This window comes from Salinivibrio sharmensis (assembly GCF_001995985.1).
GTDB lineage: Bacteria > Pseudomonadota > Gammaproteobacteria > Enterobacterales > Vibrionaceae > Salinivibrio > Salinivibrio sharmensis.
The window spans coordinates 24,575-45,188 of sequence record NZ_MUFC01000019.1; the positions used below are offsets into that span (position 1 = coordinate 24,575).

17 protein-coding genes are annotated in these 20,614 nt (G+C 49.6%); 11 read left to right on the forward strand and 6 right to left on the reverse strand.

Annotated elements, in window-relative coordinates:
- Positions 1 to 63 precede the first annotated feature (63 nt).
- Both BZG74_RS13645 and BZG74_RS13650 read left to right on the forward strand, forming a co-directional pair.
- Entirely contained in the window at positions 64 to 981 is a 918-nt protein-coding gene (locus BZG74_RS13645) for a LysR family transcriptional regulator ArgP (protein WP_077773100.1), read from the forward strand.
- An 89-nt stretch (positions 982 to 1,070) separates the two neighbouring features.
- Positions 1,071 to 1,769 (forward strand): oxidative stress defense protein, encoded by a 699-nt coding sequence (locus BZG74_RS13650; protein ID WP_077773101.1) that lies wholly within the window; start codon positions 1,071 to 1,073, stop codon positions 1,767 to 1,769.
- Between the two features lie 74 nt (positions 1,770 to 1,843).
- Here the strand turns inward: BZG74_RS13650 and BZG74_RS13655 are convergent, their stop codons facing one another.
- From BZG74_RS13655 to BZG74_RS13665, 3 genes are all read right to left on the reverse strand, one after another.
- On the reverse strand, positions 1,844 to 3,391 hold the full coding sequence (locus BZG74_RS13655; protein ID WP_077773102.1) for an alanine/glycine:cation symporter family protein: 1,548 nt from the start codon (positions 3,389 to 3,391) through the stop codon (positions 1,844 to 1,846).
- A gap of 238 nt (positions 3,392 to 3,629) precedes the next feature.
- The gene (gene srmB, locus BZG74_RS13660; protein ID WP_077773103.1) at positions 3,630 to 4,853 is read right to left on the reverse strand and encodes an ATP-dependent RNA helicase SrmB; all 1,224 of its coding nucleotides are present in this window, start codon (positions 4,851 to 4,853) and stop codon (positions 3,630 to 3,632) included.
- A 103-nt stretch (positions 4,854 to 4,956) separates the two neighbouring features.
- Entirely contained in the window at positions 4,957 to 5,661 is a 705-nt protein-coding gene (locus tag BZG74_RS13665) for a tRNA1(Val) (adenine(37)-N6)-methyltransferase (RefSeq protein WP_158020663.1), read from the reverse strand.
- Positions 5,662 to 5,968: 307 nt separating this feature from the next.
- Here BZG74_RS13665 and brnQ point away from each other — a divergent pair, with 307 nt between their 5' ends.
- Entirely contained in the window at positions 5,969 to 7,273 is a 1,305-nt protein-coding gene (gene brnQ / locus BZG74_RS13670) for a branched-chain amino acid transport system II carrier protein (protein WP_077773105.1), read from the forward strand.
- 81 nt (positions 7,274 to 7,354) lie between these two features.
- Here the strand turns inward: brnQ and fldB are convergent, their stop codons facing one another.
- Positions 7,355 to 7,873, reverse strand: coding sequence for a flavodoxin FldB (gene fldB / locus BZG74_RS13675; protein ID WP_077773106.1), 519 nt, complete (start codon positions 7,871 to 7,873; stop codon positions 7,355 to 7,357).
- A gap of 150 nt (positions 7,874 to 8,023) precedes the next feature.
- Between fldB and xerD the strand changes: the two genes are divergently transcribed.
- From xerD to BZG74_RS13700, 5 genes are all read left to right on the forward strand, one after another.
- A complete protein-coding gene (gene xerD, locus BZG74_RS13680; protein WP_077773107.1) occupies positions 8,024 to 8,914 on the forward strand; it encodes a site-specific tyrosine recombinase XerD in 891 nt (296 codons plus the stop codon).
- 21 nt (positions 8,915 to 8,935) lie between these two features.
- Positions 8,936 to 10,666 carry a single-stranded-DNA-specific exonuclease RecJ gene (gene recJ / locus BZG74_RS13685; protein ID WP_077773108.1) on the forward strand — a complete coding sequence of 577 codons (1,731 nt, stop codon included), beginning with the start codon at positions 8,936 to 8,938 and terminating at the stop codon, positions 10,664 to 10,666.
- A 94-nt stretch (positions 10,667 to 10,760) separates the two neighbouring features.
- Positions 10,761 to 11,859, forward strand: a protein-coding gene (gene prfB, locus BZG74_RS13690; protein ID WP_101494711.1) for a peptide chain release factor 2 whose coding sequence is annotated in 2 segments (ribosomal slippage) — positions 10,761 to 10,835 and positions 10,837 to 11,859 — 1,098 coding nt in all. Because the reading frame shifts where the segments join, the coding sequence is not laid out codon by codon here.
- Between the two features lie 26 nt (positions 11,860 to 11,885).
- Positions 11,886 to 13,394: a lysine--tRNA ligase gene (gene lysS / locus BZG74_RS13695; RefSeq protein ID WP_077773109.1), complete on the forward strand. Its 1,509-nt coding sequence runs from the start codon at positions 11,886 to 11,888 to the stop codon at positions 13,392 to 13,394.
- Positions 13,395 to 13,629: 235 nt separating this feature from the next.
- Positions 13,630 to 14,967 carry a sigma-54-dependent transcriptional regulator gene (locus tag BZG74_RS13700; protein WP_077773110.1) on the forward strand — a complete coding sequence of 446 codons (1,338 nt, stop codon included), beginning with the start codon at positions 13,630 to 13,632 and terminating at the stop codon, positions 14,965 to 14,967.
- Positions 14,968 to 15,001: 34 nt separating this feature from the next.
- Here BZG74_RS13700 and BZG74_RS13705 read toward each other — a convergent pair whose 3' ends face one another.
- Entirely contained in the window at positions 15,002 to 15,427 is a 426-nt protein-coding gene (locus BZG74_RS13705) for a PACE efflux transporter (RefSeq protein ID WP_077773111.1), read from the reverse strand.
- An 83-nt stretch (positions 15,428 to 15,510) separates the two neighbouring features.
- On the reverse strand, positions 15,511 to 16,230 hold the full coding sequence (locus BZG74_RS13710) for a GntR family transcriptional regulator (protein WP_077578296.1): 720 nt from the start codon (positions 16,228 to 16,230) through the stop codon (positions 15,511 to 15,513).
- Positions 16,231 to 16,398: 168 nt separating this feature from the next.
- Between BZG74_RS13710 and BZG74_RS13715 the strand changes: the two genes are divergently transcribed.
- The 3 genes from BZG74_RS13715 to BZG74_RS13725 all read left to right on the forward strand — a co-directional run bounded on the left by BZG74_RS13715 (position 16,399) and on the right by BZG74_RS13725 (position 20,445).
- Positions 16,399 to 17,727 (forward strand): 6-phospho-alpha-glucosidase, encoded by a 1,329-nt coding sequence (locus BZG74_RS13715; protein WP_235605768.1) that lies wholly within the window; start codon positions 16,399 to 16,401, stop codon positions 17,725 to 17,727.
- A gap of 51 nt (positions 17,728 to 17,778) precedes the next feature.
- Positions 17,779 to 19,335, forward strand: coding sequence for an alpha-glucoside-specific PTS transporter subunit IIBC (locus BZG74_RS13720; protein WP_077773112.1), 1,557 nt, complete (start codon positions 17,779 to 17,781; stop codon positions 19,333 to 19,335).
- A 222-nt stretch (positions 19,336 to 19,557) separates the two neighbouring features.
- Positions 19,558 to 20,445, forward strand: a complete 888-nt coding sequence (locus BZG74_RS13725; protein ID WP_077773113.1) for a hypothetical protein — start codon at positions 19,558 to 19,560, stop codon at positions 20,443 to 20,445.
- Positions 20,446 to 20,614: the final 169 nt, after the last annotated feature.

A 20,614-nucleotide genomic window follows, 5' to 3' on the forward strand; every position in this document is an offset into this window, starting at 1 on the left:
CGAGTATGGCTCTCACTTTAAGCAGGAATACCTATTAAGGGAACTTAAATATATTTATGGTTAATTAGTAAAACTAATAAGGAGAGTGAGAWGGATTATCGAGGTGTAGAAGCCTTAGATGCGGTGATTTCCTGGGGAAGTTTTGAACGTGCAGCCGCGGCATTGTTTATCACCCAGTCAGCGGTATCACAACGCATCAAGCAACTGGAGCGACAAATCGCTCAACCTGTGATGGTGCGCGAGCAACCGCCAAAACCCACAGCGATAGGCCAGCGCCTGTTAGGGCTTTATCGACGCGTGCAACTGTTGGAGCAAGAAACCTTGCCCGAGCTGGCGCCCGGTGTTGATGGATCAGCTTTGTCAGTGTCGATTGCCACCAATGCAGACAGTTTAGCCACTTGGCTGCTTTTGGCTCTTGCCCCGCTGACCACCCATCAAGCGATTGATTTTAATCTATTGGTGGAAGATGAGAGCCGTACACTCAATAAAATGCGCAGTGGTGAAGCGGTTGCGGCGATCAGTACCGATTCCACGCCAATGCACGGTTGTGACTGCCGCTATTTAGGTACCATGGACTACAGTTGTGTGGCCACGCCGTCATTTGCCCAGCGATACTTTGCCGATGGGATTGATAGAGAAGCGTTAATGGCAGCGCCAGCGGTGATCTTTGATGCGCATGATGATATGCACGCGGACTTTTTGGCGGCCCACTATGCGATGCCTGCTGCGGGCTGGCGCCGGCATATTGTGCGCTCGTCGGAGGCGTTTGTAGCCATGGCGTTGCAGAGCATGGCTTATTGCCTGATCCCAAGGGTAATGGTCTCAGAGCAGTTAGCCGACGGGCGTTTAATAGACGTGATGCCGGGAAAAGTCGAATCACGCCATTTATACTGGCATTTTTGGGCAATGGAAAGTGGCGTATTGGCCGAGATCACCCATGCCTGTCAGCTCGCCGCGAAGGAAGCACTCGCCCAATATTGACACAACGTTGACGTTGGCGAGGGAGCGTTTTTCGTTTTTAGGCGTCTGACAGGTGTGACTTACTATTATCGGGTTCCAAAGGAGAGACTATGCATAAATTTAAAGCAATGCTTTGCCTGACTAGCGCCTTGGTGACAGCACCGGCTGCGATGGCCAATATTGATTTTCCGCATTTGGACATTACCGGTGTCGGTGAAGTGACGGCTGCACCTGATATGGCCACGATTGATGTGGGGGTGGTGACCGAGCGAAAAACCGCAAAAGCGGCAAAAGCGGCATCGGATAAAGCGGTGACTGCCTTTATCGACAGGCTCGCTGCACAAGGGGTGACACGCGAACAGATTGAGAGTGCGCATATTCAACTATCACCACGTTACCAACATAGCAAAGACAAAGCGCCTGAATTAGTCGGTTATCGCGCCGAGCGCCAGGTTACCGTGACCCTCAACCAGCTCGACAAGTTGAATGCCGTTTTAGATGGGGCGCTGGGCGAGGGGATTAATCGAATCCGGCAAGTACAGCTGACCAGCAGTGACCAATCGGCATTGAAAGATAAAGCGCGTGAGGCAGCGGTCAATGATGCCAAAGCAAAAGCGGAATCGCTCGCGAAAAGCCTGGATATGCGTGTTGATGGTGTCTGGCAAATTCGCTATCGGTCCAGCAATCCGCGCCCTGTAATGATGAATGCCGAGATGCGCAGCGGCAGCGCCGATGTCGCCGCAAGCTACCAAGATGCAACCATGCAGGTGCGTGACCAGGTTGATATTATTTTCCGCCTTGATGACTAGTAGCGTCGTTGGCCAACACGATCAAAAAAGGGCGCTGATGCGCCCTTTTTTACCATTGATTCGGTGTTTGAATCTTATGCCGTTGGATTGATAGGTTTGCCATCGGCATCGGTGGCTTCACTTTCTTGCTTGCCATTACGGCGCGCCAGACGTTGTTCCCAGTAATCGGCATTTTTGATGCCAAGCTTAACGGGATCGAAGGTGTAGGTTTCTACCCCTCTGGCCTGTTGCTCTTCATAATCTTTTAGCGCCTTAAGGGCTGGCTTAGAGATAAAGAAGATGATGATGATGCCAACAATGTTCAGCCATGCCATCAGGCCCACACCCGCATCACCAAATGCCCAAGCGAGGTTAGCGCTTCGCACACAACCGTAGAACACGGCGGACATCAGTACCACTTTCAGCGCAAACATCATCCCTGGCACCTTGATGGTACGGCGCAGGTAAGCAATGTTGGTTTCGGCAATGTAGTAGTAGGCCAAAATAGTGGTAAAGGCGAAGAAGAAGAGCGCGAAGGCGATAAAGGGTTTACCTAGGCCGGGCATCGCTGCTTCAATCGCCAGCTGGGTAAATTCAGGGCTGTTTGCCGCGACCGAAGATGCCAAGTTTTGCACGATATAGGCTTCACCCGGACCATGGACGTTGTAAGCACCAGTAATGATGATCATAAACGCGGTTGCCGAGCATACCAGCAGGGTATCGATGTACACCGAGAAGGATTGCACTAAACCTTGCTGAGCTGGGTGGTCAACGTTGGCAGCAGCAGCAGCGTGTGGACCTGTACCTTGACCGGCTTCGTTGGAGTAAACACCACGTTTAACCCCCCAACCAATAGCTGCACCGGCACCTGCCATCGGTGTGAAGGCATCGCCGATGATCATAGAAACCACGGCGGGAATTTCACTAATGTTCAGTAGGATGATGACAAACGCAATAATGATGTACGCCAGTGCCATGAATGGCACGACGATTTGCGTAAAGTGGGCAATACGTTTAACACCGCCGAAAATGATGAAACCCAGAACGATTGAGATAAAGGCCCCGGTAATCACTTTTGAAACTTCGAGCGCGCCGAACATCGCGGTATCAACCATGGCACCAGAGCCAAACGCGGTTTCAACCGCATTACCGATGGCGTTAGATTGCACGCCAGGAAGCATCACACCACAGGCTAGCAGAGTCGCAAGGGCGAAAAGAATCGCGTACCATTTTTGACCCATTGCTTTTTCAATGTAATAAGCAGGGCCGCCACGGAACTCACCGTTGTCCTCTTCTTTATAGATCTGCGCCAACGTTGATTCAGTGTATGCGGTCGCCGCGCCAAGAAAGGCAACAACCCACATCCAGAATACTGCGCCTGGGCCACCAAAACCGATGGCGGCAGCGACGCCGGCGATGTTACCTGTACCGACTCGGCCAGAGAGTGATACCGCCAAGGCTTGGAACGAGGAAATCCCTTTGGTTGAGCTTTTCCCTGAAAAGAGCAGTCGCCACATCTCGGAGAAGTGACGGACTTGAACAAAGCGAGTCAGTATGGAGTAAAACAGTCCCGCACCCAAGCAGGTGTAAATCAGAACTGGGCTCCATATGATGCTATTTAAGAAATCGACAAACGATTGCATAGTGAGTTCCTTCTACTGTGTTTGCATCATGGTTTTGTTGTTAGCGCGAATAGCATCTTAAACTGATTTGCAGCTCAATTGTTAATATTTTGTGTCATCACATTGCACGATGTGTGAATCTGATCGTTTTGTGCTCAACAAAATGGACGTAGATAGCAAAAAAAAGGAGGCCTTATCGGGCCTCCTTGAGTAATTCCTTATATATCAGCCAGTCAGTGAGGCTGAGAGGTGTCTAGTTCTATTTGCGCTTTTTTGGCTTTTTAACTTTGCTTGAGTTTTTAACGCTTTGCTTCTTTTTTTTCTTCTTGTGCTCTGCTTTTTTATGTTTTGGCTTCAAGCCATCAATGGTTCGCTCTTTAATCTCTTCATCCATGTAGCGCATGATCCTATCCATCATCGGTTGGTCATGGGCTTCGACCAGTGAAATCGCAGAGCCTTTCTTGCCCGCACGCGCCGTGCGACCTATGCGATGTAAATACACATCGGCGGTGCGCGGAAGATCATAATTGATCACATGGGTGATATCTGGGACATCAATACCACGTGCCGCAACATCCGTGGCCAGCAGTACCTTCACTTTTCCTTCACTAAAGCGGCTAATAGCATTATTACGTTTCGCTTGCTGCATTTCGCCTTGGATCCAGGCGCAATCCAGTTGTTGTGACTGCATATAATCACGAAGCTCCGCCAAGCGTTCACGTGTTTTTATAAACACAATCGCGCGCTCTGCCTGATCGGTAACAATGGATTTAAGCAAGGCACGTTTATGTTCCAAATCATCGCAGCGGTGATACCACTGGATGATTTTCTTACGCTCGCGGCGCGGCGGTGTCACATCCACCAACTCAGGGTTATCTAGCAGGCTATCGGTAAAGCCTGCGACTCCGCGCCCTTCTAATGTGGCTGAGAACAGCATGGTCTGACGGCGGCGTTGACACTCATCAGATAGTCGATTGACCGCATTTGCAAACCCCATATCTAGCATCCGGTCTGCTTCATCTAAGATCAGGCATTCAACGGCGCGGCAATCGAACCGCTCGGCTTCAATGTATTCCATCAAACGGCCAGGCGTTGCCACTACAATATCCTGAGTTTTACCCAGCTGCTCTGCATGCTCTTGGTATGAAATCCCGCCGGTGATGGTGAAGATCTTTAAGCTAGTGTTTTTCGCCAAGGCTCGAGCTTCATCAGCAACCTGAATGGCCAGCTCACGCGTGGGGGTGAGAACCAGTACGCGACCTGGTCCTGGCTTTTGCCGTGGGAAGTCGAGTAAATGCTGCAACATGGGTAGCAGAAAAGCCGCCGTTTTGCCGGTGCCTGTCGGGGCGGAGGCGAGAATATCGCGCCCATCCATACCGTGGGGGATAACCTCAGATTGGATCAGCGTAGGGCGCTGATAGCCCATATCGTCAAGTGCACTGAGCAGTTCAGGATCCAGCTCGAGTTCGGCAAAGCTTCGCACAGATAATTCTCCAAGGGTAGTTAAGCGCGGTATTATAGACGCAAATAGTGTAAATGGGCAGCGCGCCCAAGGCCAATGATAGCGAGATGTTGCTCGGTTTGGCTTACGAGAGTTTAAGGTAAAACGCTCGCGTTAGGTTGGCAAAAGCCTGCGTGTAGGTGCCATCTTGCTCGCGCACTGCGATCGTATCAGATCTGACTGCGCCCGTCGTCGGGCTCAGCGTGAATAATACACGAGAGGGCGCTTTTTCCGGTGTGGCACTGACCAACACGTGGCGGTGTAAAAAAAGCCCGTGTGCTTGTGCATCCTCAATAAATGTCTTTGCCTCGTTGCTGGGCAAAATCAGATCCGCACACCCTGTGGGGGCGAGTAATCGCTTTAGACAGGCAATAAGCGCGGGATGGCTTAAGGTACTAGCATGTCTGGCAACGGCCCGTTGTGGGTTGCTTGAAGGCGCACCACTGGTGAAATAGGGGGGATTGCAGACAATATGTTGCCACTGTTCGCGACACGCAAAATCGGTGATATCGCCGTGGTGTAATTGGATCTGCGTGGCAAACCGTGACGCTCTCACATTTAACGTGGCGCAGTGAAAGGCGGACGGGTCGTACTCGACCGCGGTGATCGATAAGTGAGTGAAACGTTGTGCCAACATCAATGCCAATAAACCGGTTCCCGTTCCGATATCCAAGCTATTGCTCGCCGTCCCAGGCTGAGACCACGCGCCCAGTAGTACACCGTCCGTACTGACTTTCATGCCACAGTCACCGTGGTCGATAACAAATTGTTTAAAGCGAAATTGGCTCATTTGTCCTGCACTCTGGCGACTTAGCGGCATCAAGGATTAGCATTTTTTGCTTTTGTGTAACCACAATGTTATCGATCTTGATCGTTAAAAAATGCCATGGATAACATGATAGCTAGTTTATTGAGCTGATTGTTATTGCTAAAGCAGAAGATCACAAGGTTTTTTGTCAATGCCTTTACTGTGGCTGTGAACTTCTTCATTATTCTGCGTTCTGCCCATCGTCTGAAACAAAATATTATAAATGAGCGTTTCAGCTGGGTGAAACATTATTCATTGCAAACACCATCTCAAGCTGTAGGTATACATCGTGACTAAGCGTTTAAAATTAGTAGATATTTTAGCGTTAGGTTTTATGACCTTTGCCTTTTTCTTAGGCGCTGGGAATATAATCTTTCCTCCACAAGCTGGCATGTTAGCCGGTGATCATTACACTGCCGCGATGATCGGATTTTTGATCACAGCGGTCGGTCTTCCTTTAATCGGTATTATTGCGGTTGCAGTCGCAGGCGGCGGCTGGAAAGGCCTCACCCGTGATTTGCCAACGGGTGTGGCGACACTGATGGCCGTGTTGATTTTTATCATTATTGGCCCTGCTTTTGCCGCACCTCGTGCCGGACTGGTTGCCTATGAGATTGGTTTTAAACCGTTTTTATCTGCACCAGGGCAACTAGAATTAGGCGCTTTCTCGGTCGTTTTCTTTGCTGTCGCGATGTTTTTCTCCCTTTCTCAAGGCAAACTGATTGATACCATCGGTAAGTTCTTGACACCTCTGCTCTTTGCGGCGCTCGCGATTTTGGCTATCGCAGTTATTATCAATCCTCAAGGCGAAGTGGTTGCCGCGCAGGGTAGCTACGTTGAAAACGCACTGACAACCGGCTTTTTGGAAGGTTATAACACCATGGATACCTTTGCGGCCTTGATGTTCGGCATGTTGATTGTCGATGTGATCCGCAAAAAAGGTATCGAGGACAACAAAGCAACCTGCATGTACCTGATTTATGCCGGTATTATTGCCGCGGCTGGCCTAGCGTTTGTATACGTGTCGCTGTTCTATTTGGGCTCAACCGCCAGTGCAGTGGCGCAGGGGACGCAAAACGGTGGCGAAATCATGGCCGCTTACGTGGATGCACTGTTTGGCCCAGTGGGACAAATGATCCTCGCGGCGATCATTGGCCTTGCGTGTTTGACCACCGTGATTGGGTTGGTCAGCGCGTGTGCTGATTACTTTAGCTCGCTCACATCGTGGACGTACCGTCGCTGGGTGGTGGTCGTGGCCACTATCTGTGCGGTGGTGGCTAATGTGGGCCTAAAACAGCTTATCGCCATTTCTATTCCGGTCTTGTTCGCATTATACCCGGTTGCGATTGCACTGATTGGCTTGACCTTCATTCGCCGTTGGTTGCCAAATCCAGCGCTAGGCTATCGCCTTGTATTGGGCGTGGCATTGCTGTTTAGCTTGCTTGATGCGGTGAAAGTCATGGGCGCTGATATGAGTGCCTTTAACTTCCTGCCGCTGTTTGATGTCGGCATGGCATGGCTGCTGCCCACATTGGTGGCAATGGGTGTGGCAAAGTTTGTTGGCTCACGTGATGATGCGCTAGCAGAAGCCTAATGATTCGCTACATGGTAGCCAAGAAAAACCGCGCTGGTTGAGCGCGGTTTTTTTATGTCTGTTTGTTAAACAGGCTGATCATCAGAGTAACGCTTGGTATTCGACCAGTACTTGTTCGCACCAGGTTTGGATACGCTCGTCACTGAGCTCGTATTCAGAGTCTTCATCGAGTGCAAGACCGACAAAGTGTTTGCCATCCTCAGTCACGGCCTTTGACGCGTCAAAACGGTAGCCTTCGGTAGGCCAATAACCAATAAACTGTGCGCCACAGCCTTGTAGCTGCTGGTGGAGCATGCCCATGGCATCGAGGAACCACTCGGCATAGCCTTCCTGATCGCCCAAACCAAAGAGGGCAATGACTTTGCCTTGTAACTGAAGGCTATCAATATCTTGCCAAACCGCTTCCCAATCTTCTTGTAACTCGCCAAAGTCCCACGTTGAAATCCCAAGTATCAGCAGGTCATACTCTGCCATTTTGGCGAGCGGTGTTTCTTTGACATTATGTAGCTCAACCAAGTCATCACCGATAAAGTCGCAGATTTTCTCCGCGGCCATTTCGGTGTAGCAGGTGGTAGAACCATAAAAAAGACCGATTTTCATAGCGCAACTCGTTTGTGTGTAATGGGCGCAGTTTACCTGCTCAACGGTAATTTGATCCAGCAAGTGCAGGCGACATTTTGTATACTAGCCGCCAGCCATTACTCCGATAATGGGCGTGCTTTTTCCGATGGATAACCAAGTGAGCTGAACGTGACGAACAACATTGAACTCATCGAACAGTTTTTGGATGCAATGTGGATGGAGCGCGGGCTCTCTGAAAACACCTTGACCTCCTACCGCACCGATTTACTCAAGCTATGTCATTGGCTCGATAGCCGTGCATTGGTGGCCGTCAGCAAGCAAGATTTGCAAGACTACCAGTATTGGTTGCATGAGCAGGGCTATCAATCGAGCTCACGTAGTCGCATGGTGTCGGCGTTGCGTCGGCTTTTTCAATATGTGTATCGACAAAAATTGCGCCCCGACGATCCCAGCGCCACATTAATCAGCCCGAAACAGCCAAAGCGGCTACCAAAAGATCTGACAGAAGAGCAAATCGATGCCTTATTAACTGCCCCCAATACGGACGACCCGCTTGAGCTCAGAGACAAAGCCATGTTGGAGCTCTTATATGCCACAGGTTTGCGTGTCACAGAGCTTATCGGACTGACCATGGAAAATGTGAGCTTGCGCCAAGGTGTGGTGCGGGTGTCCGGTAAAGGGGATAAAGAGCGCTTGGTGCCCATGGGAGAATCTGCGGTGGATTGGCTAGAACACTACTTGGCGTATAGCCGTCCGATATTGCTGGGAGAAACCAGTACCGATGTATTTTTTCCAAGTAAACGTGCACGCCAAATGACAAGGCAAACCTTTTGGCATCGCATCAAATATTACGCGCAGTTGGCGGGGATTGAGACCGATGACCTTTCCCCGCATGTTTTACGCCACGCGTTTGCGACTCACTTGCTCAATCATGGCGCCGATTTACGCGTAGTGCAGATGTTACTCGGACACAGTGACCTGTCGACGACGCAAATATACACCCATGTGGCTACCGAGCGTTTGAAGCAGCTTCATCAAACACATCACCCACGCGGCTAATCGATAACTGGTGACAACTTCATGATAGAAATAAAAAGACGTACCCCGTCGGTCACGCCGGCATTTAGCGATGCGATTCCGCCGTTATTGCAACGTTTATACGCTAACCGTGGCTTAAAAGCAGACAGCGAGCTCAACCGCAGCGTGGCTGGGTTGCATCAATACCAGGCGCTAACCGGGATTGATGCTGCGGTTAACTTGCTCGCCGAGGCGTTAAAGGCTCACCAGTCTATTTTGATTGTGGGTGACTTTGATGCCGATGGCGCGACATCGTCAGCGCTATCCGTCAAAGCCTTACGCATGATGGGCGCGACTCGGGTTGATTACCTGGTACCTAACCGCTTTGACGATGGCTATGGGCTAAGCCCAGAGGTGGTCGACCAAGCTGCGGAGCGGGGCGCTGAGCTTATCATGACCGTGGACAACGGGGTGTCTTCATTGGCGGGGGTGGCGCACGCCAAAGCGCTCGGTATGCAGGTGCTGGTGACCGATCACCACCTACCGGGTGAGACACTGCCTGAGGCCGACGCCATGGTGAACCCGAATCTGGATGACTGTGGTTTTCCCTCGAAGGCGCTTGCCGGTGTCGGGGTCGCCTTTTATTTGATGCTGGCGCTGCGCGCACATTTGCGTGACCAAGGGTGGTTTGAGCAGCAAGGCATCCCTGTGCCCAATTTGGCCGAGTTACTCGATTTGGTCGCGCTGGGCACCGTCGCCGATGTGGTGGCGTTAGATGGCAATAACCGCATTCTTGTGCATCAGGGGTTGCAGCGGATCCGTGCTGGACGTTGCCGCCCGGGGATCCAGGCGCTTATCGAGGTGGCTAATCGCAACATGGCCACGCTCGTCGCCAGTGATTTTGGCTTTGCATTGGGGCCAAGGATCAATGCCGCGGGGCGTTTAGATGATATGGCGTTTGGGGTCGAGCTTTTACTGTGTGACAACATTCATGCTGCCAGACGAATGGCCTCAGAGTTGGATGCGCTCAATCAAACTCGCAAAGACATAGAGCAAGGAATGAAGCAAGAAGCCGTGGCTTGGTGTGAGCGCTTGATTGCCGAGCAGTCTGAGCAAGAATTGCCGGTAGGGCTGGCGTTGTTTCAGCGCGACTGGCATCAAGGCGTGATTGGGATCTTAGCCTCACGATTAAAAGATCAATTTCACCGCCCTGTGATTGCGTTTGCCGATGGCGGCGATGGGCTGATAAAGGGGTCAGCGCGTTCGATTCCTGGTTTGCATATGCGCGACACCCTCGATCGGATTGATACATTAAATCCAGGATTAATCAAAAAGTTTGGCGGCCATGCCATGGCAGCTGGGCTTACGATAGACGAAACTCAGTTCGAGGCCTTCGCCAAGCAGTTTGATGTGCAGGTACGTGAGCAAGTCAGTGATGATGACTTAAAAGGTGTGTTGTTAACTGATGGTCCCTTACACAGCCACGAGCTGGGGTTAGAAACGGCAGAAACCATTCAAGCAGGCGGCCCTTGGGGACAAGGCTTTCCGGAGCCGCAGTTCGATGGCATTTTTAAGGTGCTGCAGCAAAAACTGGTGGGCGGCAAACACTTAAAATTGATGGTCGAGCCCGAGGGCGGCGGCACCATGATTGATGCGATTGCTTTTAACGTTGATTTGCGTCGCTGGCCCGATCCCAGTACCAAGACGCTACGACTTGTTTACCGCCTGGATATCAATGAGTTTCGCGGTAATCGCAGCGCCCAGTTGATCATTTCCCATCTTGAAGCCGCTTAAATATGCGGCTTTTTCCATCACGCCCTGTTTATTGGCGCGACAATTCGCTAAAATTCGGCGGTTAAATTTCCGCTAATAATGAAGATGCTTGACCATGTTTGAGATTAATCCAATCAAAAATCGCCTCGCCGATATCGCTGAACGTACCGATGTCCTCCGGGGGTATCTTTGACTATGATGCCAAGAAAGAGCGTCTAGAAGAAGTTAATGCCGAATTAGAACAACCGGACGTGTGGAATGAACCACAACGTGCACAAGCGCTGGGTAAAGAGCGTGCTTCTCTTGAAGCGGTGGTGGAAACCATCGATCAACTGACCCAAGGCGGCGAAGACGTCAACGAGTTGTTGATGCTTGCGGTCGAAGAAGACGACCAAGAAACCTTCGACGAAGTGGAGCCGGAGCTGGTGGAGCTTGAAGCCAAGCTGACCAAGCTTGAATTCCGCCGCATGTTTTCTGGTGAGCACGATGCGTCTGATTGCTATATTGACCTGCAAGCCGGGTCAGGCGGTACCGAAGCGCAAGATTGGACCAACATGATGCTCCGCATGTACTTGCGCTGGGCGGACGGCAAAGGCTTCAAAGCTGAAGTCATTGAGGTGTCTGAGGGTGATGTGGCTGGATTAAAGTCTGCCACGGTTCGGATTACTGGCGAATACGCTTATGGCTGGCTACGCACGGAAACGGGCGTGCACCGTCTGGTACGTAAGTCACCGTTTGATTCAGGAGGACGTCGCCATACGTCGTTTGCCTCGGCGTTTGTGTATCCGGAAATCGATGACAACATTGATATTGATATCAACCCGTCAGATTTACGGATTGATGTCTATCGCGCCTCAGGCGCAGGTGGTCAGCACGTTAACACCACCGAATCAGCGGTTCGGATCACCCACGTGCCGACCAACACCGTGGTGCAGTGTCAAAACGATCGCTCACAGCATAAAAATAAAGATCAAGCGATGAAACAGCTGCGTGCGAAGTTGTTTGAGCTTGAGCTACAAAAACAAAACGCGGAAAAACAAGCCAACGAAGACGCCAAATCAGATATCGGTTGGGGCAGCCAGATCCGCTCCTACGTATTAGATGATTCGCGCATCAAAGACTTGCGTACCGGTATTGAAAACCGCAATACGCAGGCCGTTCTCGACGGCGACTTGGACAAATTTATTGAAGCCAGCCTCAAATCTGGCCTGTAATGACGATTTAATGTAAAGGGTTTTCTATGACTGACCAGTTACCAGATGAAAATAAGCTGATTGCCGAGCGTCGCGCCAAGCTCACTCACATTCGTGAAAACTGTAAGGCAAACGGCCATCCGAATGATTTCCGTCGCGAGCACTTGGCGGCTGACTTGCAAGCTGAATTTGGCGAGAAAGAAAAAGCGGAACTTGAAACACTGGACCACAAAGTGACTATCGCGGGCCGCATCATGGCCAAACGTGGTCCATTTATGGTGGTACAAGATGTCTCGGGCCGTATTCAAGCCTATGCGTCAAAAGACGTGCAAAAGGCGTTGAAAGCTGAGTACCAGGGCTTAGATATCGGTGACATCATTGGTGTGCACGGTGCGCTACATAAATCTGGTAAAGGCGATCTGTATGTCAACATGGAGCGCTACCAGCTGCTGACGAAAGCCCTACGGCCGCTACCGGAAAAATTCCATGGCTTGGCTGACCAAGAGCTGCGCTATCGTCAGCGCTACGTGGATCTGATTGTCAACGAAGAGTCGCGTCACGCCTTCCAGGTACGTTCGAATGTGGTCACCGCCATCCGTAATTACATGGTGGAAAAACACTTTATGGAAGTGGAAACGCCGATGATGCACGTCATCCCAGGCGGTGCGACTGCGCGTCCGTTTACCACCCACCATAATGCGCTTGATATCGACATGTACTTACGTGTGGCGCCAGAGCTTTATCTTAAGCGCTTGGTCGTCGGCGGTTTTGAGCGTGTGTTTGAAGTGAACCGTAACTTCCGTAATGAAGGGCTTTCACCGCGTCATAATCCTGAATTCACCATGATGGAATTCTATATGGCGTATGCGGATTACAATGATCTGATGGATCTCACGGAAGATATGCTCTCTCGCGTGGCGCTGGAAGTGATGGGACAGTCAGTGTTGCCATATGGCGAGCATGAAATTAACTTCGCTGGGCCTTATCCGCGAATGACCATGCTTGACGCTATCAAGCAATATAATCCTGATCATGCGGAGATCCAGGCGCTGACGTATGAGACGGTACAAGACCGTGATCATCTTGCCTCGATTGCAAAATCACTCAAGATCAGTGTTGAGTCATTCTGGACGACTGGACAATTGCTGGAAGAGATCTTTGGTGAGACCGCTGAACCGCAGTTAATTCAGCCAACCTTTATCACCGAATATCCGGCTGATATTTCACCGCTGGCGCGTCGCAATGATGATAACCCGTTTGTGACCGATCGCTTTGAATTCTTCGTCGGTGGGCGTGAAGTGGCAAATGGCTTCTCGGAGCTTAACGACGCAGAAGACCAAGATGAACGTTTCAAAGCTCAGGTCGATGCCAAAGATGCCGGTGATGATGAGGCTATGTACTACGATGCGGATTATATCAACGCACTCGAGCATGGTTTGCCTCCGACTGCGGGACAAGGGATCGGTATTGACCGATTGGTGATGTTATTCACCAATACGCATACGATCCGCGATGTGATTTTGTTCCCAGCTATGCGCCCGCAGCAAGGCAGTTAACACTGAACAGACCACAGCATAAGCGGCTCATTGAGCCGCTTTTTTTGCGCCTTGCGTCATTGTCTTTTCATAAACCTGCGATATTTTATCTGGCTTTTTCAGATGTTTGGCTACAATTATCCGTATTACAACCCATCGATTGTCTCTTTATTGAGACAGATTAGAACTTGCCCTTCTTTATAATAGGGGCTTGATTCGCTGGCAAAAAAGACAGACTGGATGTAAGGCAGGTGTTATGGGATTCGATTCGGGGAATGACAAAACCTTGAGCTCACTCGTCGTGGTCGGCGGGACTTATGAGCCGTGGTTGGCCACCCTTGAGCAAGCCGGTTGGCATTGTCATCGTTGCTATGATTTGCGAGCCGCGCAGTCATTGCTGCAAGATATCGGCCCCTGCATCGGTATTGTCGACTTAAGCCATGATGACTTTAGCCTTAACGGTGTGGCATCACTGGTGAACCGCAACAAACAGGTGCGCTGGTTAGCTTTAGTAAGAGAAAACCAACTGACTAACGAAGCCATTTGCCAGTTTATTGTTAGCTTTTGCATTGATTACTTCACCTCGCCCGTCCCTAACTCGCAGCTGATGAGCACCATTGGTCACCAATTGGGCATGTTGCGCCTTGAGCGACAAGTATGGCCGCAGTTGGGCGATCATAGCGATATGGGGTTGGAAGGTACCAGCCCGGCCATGAAAAAATTGCGCGATCAGGTCAGGCGTGTCGCGCCCACCGATGTGTCTGTGTTGATCGCCGGCGAGAGCGGTACAGGTAAAGAGTTGGTGGCGCAAGCGGTTCATCATGCCTCAACCCGTGCAAAAGCCCCCTTTGAATCGATCAAATGTTCGGCGCTTGCCGACGAGCAAATGCAGCAAGCGCTATTGGGAGACGAGCATTCGCGTGGGAAAATCCGCCAATGCCACAAAGGTACCCTCTTTTTTGATGAGATTGGTGACCTGCCGCTGCATCTACAAGGGCACTTATTGCACTTGCTGCAAGAGGGCACCTTAGATATCAGCCATGACAAATACGAACATGACCTGGATGTGCGGGTGATTGCCTCCACCCATATGGATTTGGAAAAGCGGGTGGCTGAGGGGCTGTTTCGTGAAGATCTGTATTACCGGTTAAACGTGCTGCGCATTAATATGCCGTCGTTAAAAGACCGTCAGCCTGATGTGCCTGATTTGGCAGAATACTTTTTGCTTAAGTTTGCACGTCAATACAACACGCAAGCGAGAACCTTTTCCGATGAGGCCAAGCGTGTGTTAAGCAGTTACTCGTGGCCGGGTAATGTGCGTGAGCTCATTAATCAGGTGAAACGGGCAGTATTGTTGGCCGATCATCTGGTGATTGAAGCGGAGCACTTAGATCTTCCTCGTCAGGGGGATTATAAACAAAGTTTACGTAAAATCCGTGAAGAGTCTGAGCGAGACGCGCTGATCGCCGTCCTTGAAGACAATAAGGGGCAAGTGTCGGCCGCGGCTAAAGAGCTTGGTATCTCACGCGCGACCATGTATCGGCTATTGAATAAACACAACTTGATCCCCTCGCCGCGTACCTTCCGTCAGTAAATCTTTGTACCCGTGATATTGAGGGCTGGCAGACTCAGCCCTGCTGCGCATTTGGGATTGGAAACAGATAGTCATACAGCCAGTTATAAACGAACGCATACACCAGATAAAATAGGACTAGCCCGATATCCATACTGAGTGCTTGCCAAAAGCTCATCGACAGCCACCACATAATAAACGGGATGGTCGCGACCAGCAGCCCGGCTTCAAAGATCACCGCATGCAGCAGACGCAGCGGTAAGGTTTTGAGCACTGAGCCCCGCCAAGCCAACATCGCTTTATCAAAGCCAATGTTGTAGACATAATTCCAAAGGGTGGCGAGCACAGAAAAAATCGCGCCCATGATCCCAAGGTGACCAATGCCTGCTCCAAGGATCCAATTGAGCCCTAACACCACCAAGATTAAGCCTGTTAGTTCAAAACCGATAGCATGGCGCCATCTATCTGCTTTTGTTCGCATCAGATATCCCGTCGAAATAAGGTAACCCGGTCAGACTACACCTCATACTCAACAACGCAACCGAGACGTCTCGAGGAAACAGATCATTGTGGTGTTTGGCGGTGAGCGATGAATTCAAAGCTGTACTGATATAAGCGGAAGTAGTTCACTGTATATTCAAACGGTGTCCCATCGACAAGCTCACTGACTGATTCGACCCTTAATATGGGCGAGTTTTCACGGGTGTTGAGGAGCGCGGCGAGTGAGGTGGAGGTGCTATCTGGCCAGACACATTGGCGACTTTTCGCGATCTGCATCCCCTTATGCCGCTCGATATAATCGTATTTCGATGTTTGCATCACTTCGATACTGAGATCGGTAAACATAGCCACCGGTAGGTAGGTGCACTCAAGGATTTCTGGCTCGCCATCAATCAAACGAAGACGTTGGATTTCATAAATCAACGTCCCTTCCTCCACGTTTAATTTACTGGCAATGGTGTGGCTGCAAGGTGACGTTTCAAATGCGATCACCTTTGAGCTTGGTGTTTTGCCTTGCGCTGAGACTTCTTCGATAAACCCCATCAGTTGAAAGGCGTTGTGCTGTGCTTTAGGGGCTTTTACATAACTGCCACTACCTCGGACGCGGTAGAGCAGATCGTTATCAACCAACACCTTCATCGCCTTACGTATGGTGACTCGGCTGACGTCATAGGTGGCTTGTAGCGTGGCCTCAGTTGGCATCATCGCGCCTGGTGTCAGGGTGCCATCTTTAATCTGCTCAGTGAGTAAATCGGCTATTTGCATGTAGCGAGGTTTCAACATGTCGGCTCCTTTTAGCTGCATGCCCCATCATAACAAACTGTGATCGATAATACATTTAAAGTACATAAATAGATTCTTATCGTGTCTTCGATCAATAAATAACCCTTTGTGTATTTTTAAAGTACCACCCATGTAATACATTAAAGATACATATTAAGAGGAGATACGATGATGAAACCACAAAAGCTCACTATCGTCGGGGGTGGAAGCACCTATACACTGGGGATGATCAATAGCTTGATTGCTGAAAAAGAGGCATTTCCGCTCAGCAAAATCACCTTTTATGATATTGATGAACAAAGACAAGCCTCGAATGCCAAAGCGACGGAGATTTTGCTGCGCGAGGCTTATCCTGAGGTCGAAGAGTTTGTTTATACCACGGATAAAGAAACAGCATTCTCAGATGCTGATTTCTTCTTTATTCAGATCCGCACGGGTGGCCTTGCCATGCGGGAGCGTGATGAGCAGATACCACTGTTTTACGGTTGTGTGGGACAAGAAACGTGCGGTGCGGGTGGCATGGCGTATGGGTTACGCTCGATAGGTGACATGATCACCTTAGTAAATGATATCCGTCACTTTGCCCCGGATGCCTGGATTTTAAACTATACCAATCCAGCAGCCATTGTGGCTGAAGCCTTGCAGCGCGAATTTCCTCATGACAACCGCATTCTAAACATCTGCGATATGCCTGCCGCCATTATGGTGAGTTATGCCCAATTACTCGGTTGCGAGATCTGGGATTTGGTGCCGGAATACTTTGGACTGAACCACTTTGGGTGGTTTACCAAGGTGCGAAACCGAGAAGGGGTCGACCTGACCGCTGAGATTAAACGCATCATTTTGGAAGAGGGGATCAGTGCTGTTGACCCAGAAATTGCGGATGACCCTTCATGGCAGGCAACGTTTAAAAACATGCAGACCATGTTGAAAGACAATCCTGAGTACTTACCCAATACTTATCTGCAGTACTACTTGTATCCGGAAAAAATGGTGGAAAAGGAAGATATTGCTAACACGCGTGCGCGCCAAGTAATCAATGGACGAGAAAAGCGGGTGTTTAGCCTGAATGAACGCATCATTTCCGCGGGCACGACCGCTAATGAGCATCTTCATGCAGATATCCATGGACGCTATATGGTGCGTGTAGCGGCCTCCTTGGCCTATAACCGTGGTGAGACGTATCTGGTTATCGTACCGAATGATGGCGCGATCCCCAATATTCAGAATGATGCCATGGTTGAAGTTCCGGCCGCGTTAACCAATGACGGCCCGAAACGCTTTGCGGTCGGAACCATCCCTACATTCCAAAAAGCACTGATCGAAGGCCAACTCGGCTACGAAAAGCTGGTCGTGGATGCATGGTTTAGCGGAGATCGACAAACACTGGTCAACGCGCTCACGCTCAATCGAACCGTTGTGGATGTGCCAAAAGCGCAACAGATCGTCGATGAGCTTTTACGTGTGAACGGCGACTATCTACCGCAATTTCATTAATAATACGATGCCCCAGAGACCATCTGGGGCCAACATCTGGGAGCGATCATCATGAAAGATATGATCCAGCGCTTTGGCGCAGCAATGTTTGTCCCTGTGCTCCTCTTTCCTGCAGCCGGTATGTTATTAGGCTTATCGGTGATGCTGCTCAACCAAGATCTCTTTCCTTGGGCAGTGGAAGGCAGTGCATGGGTAAAAGTGTCAACGATCCTTCTCCAAGCCTCGTTGGCGGTGTTTAAAAATATGGCCTTGGTGTTTGCGGTAGGGTTACCGATAGCACTAGCAAAATCTGCATCTGGGCGCGCAGTGCTTGCCACACTGGTGTCATACATCACCTTTAATTATGTGATTGGTGGCATTTTACAGTTCTGGGGACCTGAGCTTGGGGTGAACTATGTGGAGGGTGAGCGTGGGCTTACTGATGTGGGCGGTATACTTACTTTGGATACTAACCTATTGGGCGCCATCGTAATTGCTAGCCTCTCCGTTTGGGTTCACAACCGTTTCTTCGACAAAAAACTGCCAAACTGGGCGGCAGTGTTTGGTGGCACACCTTTGGTGGTCATTGTGAGTTTTCCGATTATGGTACTCATGGCGATCATCACCTGTTTTACCTGGCCAAGTATTCAGCACGGCATTAATAATCTACAAACCTTTTTAGTCGGTGCGGGGTCATTCGGGGTGTGGATGTTCACCTTCCTTGAGCGGATTATGATCCCAACGGGGCTGCATCACTTTGTCTATGGCCCCGTATTCTATGGACCTGTAGCGGTGGATGGCGGCACAGTGGCCCATTGGATTCAAAATATCCAAAACTTTGCCAGCAATCCTGCCCCCTTAACTGAGCAATTCCCGCAAGGTGGCTTGATGTTGACTGGCATGGGGAAAGTCTTTGGTTGTACGGGTATTGCTATGGCGCTTTACGCAACCGCGAAGCCAGAAAACAAGAAAATGGTGCTTGGCTTGGTGCTTGGTGCGGCATTGACGGCCATTCTTACTGGGATCACCGAGCCAATTGAGTTTACCTTCTTGTTTATCGCGCCGGCATTGTTTGCTCTCCACGCGGTATTGGCGGCAACCATGGCAACCATTGCCTATTGGTTTGGTGTTTCAGGTAACTTTCAGACTGGGCTTATCGACTTTATTTTTCAAAATTGGCTACCGCTAGGCAGCTTGCATGGCGACACCTATATTGTGCAAGTGCTCATCGGCTTGAGTTTCACCGCTATCTACTTTGTGGTGTTCCGCGCGCTGATTTTGAAGTTTGATATTCCCACCCCTGGTCGAGGTAGCGCAGAGGCGAAGCTTTATACCAAAGCCGACTATAAGGGCGCGCAACAGAGTGATTCATCGAGCGGTGTGATTGACGGCGGACAAGCGAGCGCGTTTATTGAAGGGTTAGGAGGCAAAGATAATATAGCCTTGCTCACCAATTGTGCCACGCGGTTACGTATCAAGGTACATGAGCCAGAAAAAGTAGCGGAAACGCAATACTTTCAAGAGCATGGTGCAGTAAACATGGTACGTAATGGTGATAGCTTTCAAATTATTGTTGGCTTAACCGTACCGCAGGTTCGCGAAGAAATGACGCAATTGACACGAGCGTAGGTTTTGCGCCTCAAGACAAGGAATGAAGAGCGGTACTGGGTACCGCTCTTATGCATTGAGGTTAATATAAGCCAGAAGTTAATAGTACTTAGGTACTATTGATTAAAGTGTTACTAATGGTAATGTTCGTTGGCTACGAAAAGTCGTGTGAGTCTGAGTAAGTTGTTGCCCAATTTAAGGCGATACTCAGTGTGACCATCGAATAATCATTGAGAGTATGTAATGTCTGAAATTGAAGAAGAGCTGTTACTAGCCTTTAAGTTGAGTAGGGTTATTACTTACGACGTTTTAGATCGTTGCGCTTTCCCTTATAGGGATGTTGTCAAAGAAAAATTATCTAATGAAAAGGAGAAAATTAGAGAAAATGGACATGAGTACTTTTATTTAGGGAGAGAACTATCGGATCTTGACTGGCAAACAATTCTATCGATCATCGATAATGATGATAGAGTCTTCAGGTTTTTAAGTGTGTTACCTAAAGAAGGAGTAAATCGACTATATGAAACCTTACTGAAGCATGAAAGTAATGTGAATCATTACGTGAGTGTGATCTTACAGGTCATGATTGATCTTAACTTAAGTGAAACGCCACTGTTCTTAGTGAACAGGCTGATGCGGCAAGGTTTCAATCTAGAAAAGAGAGTGCTCGTCAAAGCGATTAAAATATATCTTGTGTTTGGGAAGTTTGAACAAGCTAAGCTATGTTATAACGTTTTTTTCGGTAATAATAACCCAGACTCCAGTAGCTATGGTGAAATAGTCTTGTATCATATCGTGCGTCGGCTAGAGCACGGTGAAACACTCAGTGCTGATTTGTTTTTTGAAAAGTATCAGCTTGATAAAATTGACATTGATGACGAAGAAGCAGTTGACTTACTCACATCAACTGCCCAAGAATTATTTCTTCTTAGCCGATTTGATGATTGCCAACATCTGCTAAAAAATCTCCTTCCCTTATGCCAAAGGCGAAAGCGTTGGATTAGCCTGTATTATGGCTATTTCCTCAATATCCTTTGTGCAGCAATGAGTGATAGTCACGAGACTGCATTGGGCCGGTATGAATTATACACCCTACTACCTTACCAGGGCGAGATCGCGAACGTTTTTTGACCAAAACAGGATCGGTTTGACGATCACCTCTGGCTGTGATCATATAGGCCGATTCTAAAATAGTTCGGGATAGATACCGTGGATATCGATACATTTAAAGACTACTTCAGCGCCGTTGATGATAACCGCCAGAGTGCCAAGATAACCTACCCGCTTTTCGACCTGCTCT

Bases quoted from the DNA above. Each gene is read 5' to 3' on its own strand.
- BZG74_RS13650 (WP_077773101.1), top strand. From the start codon at position 1,071: ATGCATAAATTTAAAGCAATGCTTTGCCTGACTAGCGCCTTGGTGACA.
- BZG74_RS13655 (WP_077773102.1), bottom strand. From the start codon at position 3,391: ATGCAATCGTTTGTCGATTTCTTAAATAGCATCATATGGAGCCCAGTT.
- BZG74_RS13665 (WP_158020663.1), bottom strand. From the start codon at position 5,661: ATGAGCCAATTTCGCTTTAAACAATTTGTTATCGACCACGGTGACTGT.
- fldB (WP_077773106.1), bottom strand. From the start codon at position 7,873: ATGAAAATCGGTCTTTTTTATGGTTCTACCACCTGCTACACCGAAATG.
- recJ (WP_077773108.1), top strand. From the start codon at position 8,936: ATGATAGAAATAAAAAGACGTACCCCGTCGGTCACGCCGGCATTTAGC.
- lysS (WP_077773109.1), top strand. From the start codon at position 11,886: ATGACTGACCAGTTACCAGATGAAAATAAGCTGATTGCCGAGCGTCGC.
- BZG74_RS13700 (WP_077773110.1), top strand. From the start codon at position 13,630: ATGGGATTCGATTCGGGGAATGACAAAACCTTGAGCTCACTCGTCGTG.
- BZG74_RS13705 (WP_077773111.1), bottom strand. From the start codon at position 15,427: ATGCGAACAAAAGCAGATAGATGGCGCCATGCTATCGGTTTTGAACTA.
- BZG74_RS13710 (WP_077578296.1), bottom strand. From the start codon at position 16,230: ATGTTGAAACCTCGCTACATGCAAATAGCCGATTTACTCACTGAGCAG.
- BZG74_RS13715 (WP_235605768.1), top strand. From the start codon at position 16,399: ATGATGAAACCACAAAAGCTCACTATCGTCGGGGGTGGAAGCACCTAT.
- BZG74_RS13720 (WP_077773112.1), top strand. From the start codon at position 17,779: ATGAAAGATATGATCCAGCGCTTTGGCGCAGCAATGTTTGTCCCTGTG.
- BZG74_RS13725 (WP_077773113.1), top strand. From the start codon at position 19,558: ATGTCTGAAATTGAAGAAGAGCTGTTACTAGCCTTTAAGTTGAGTAGG.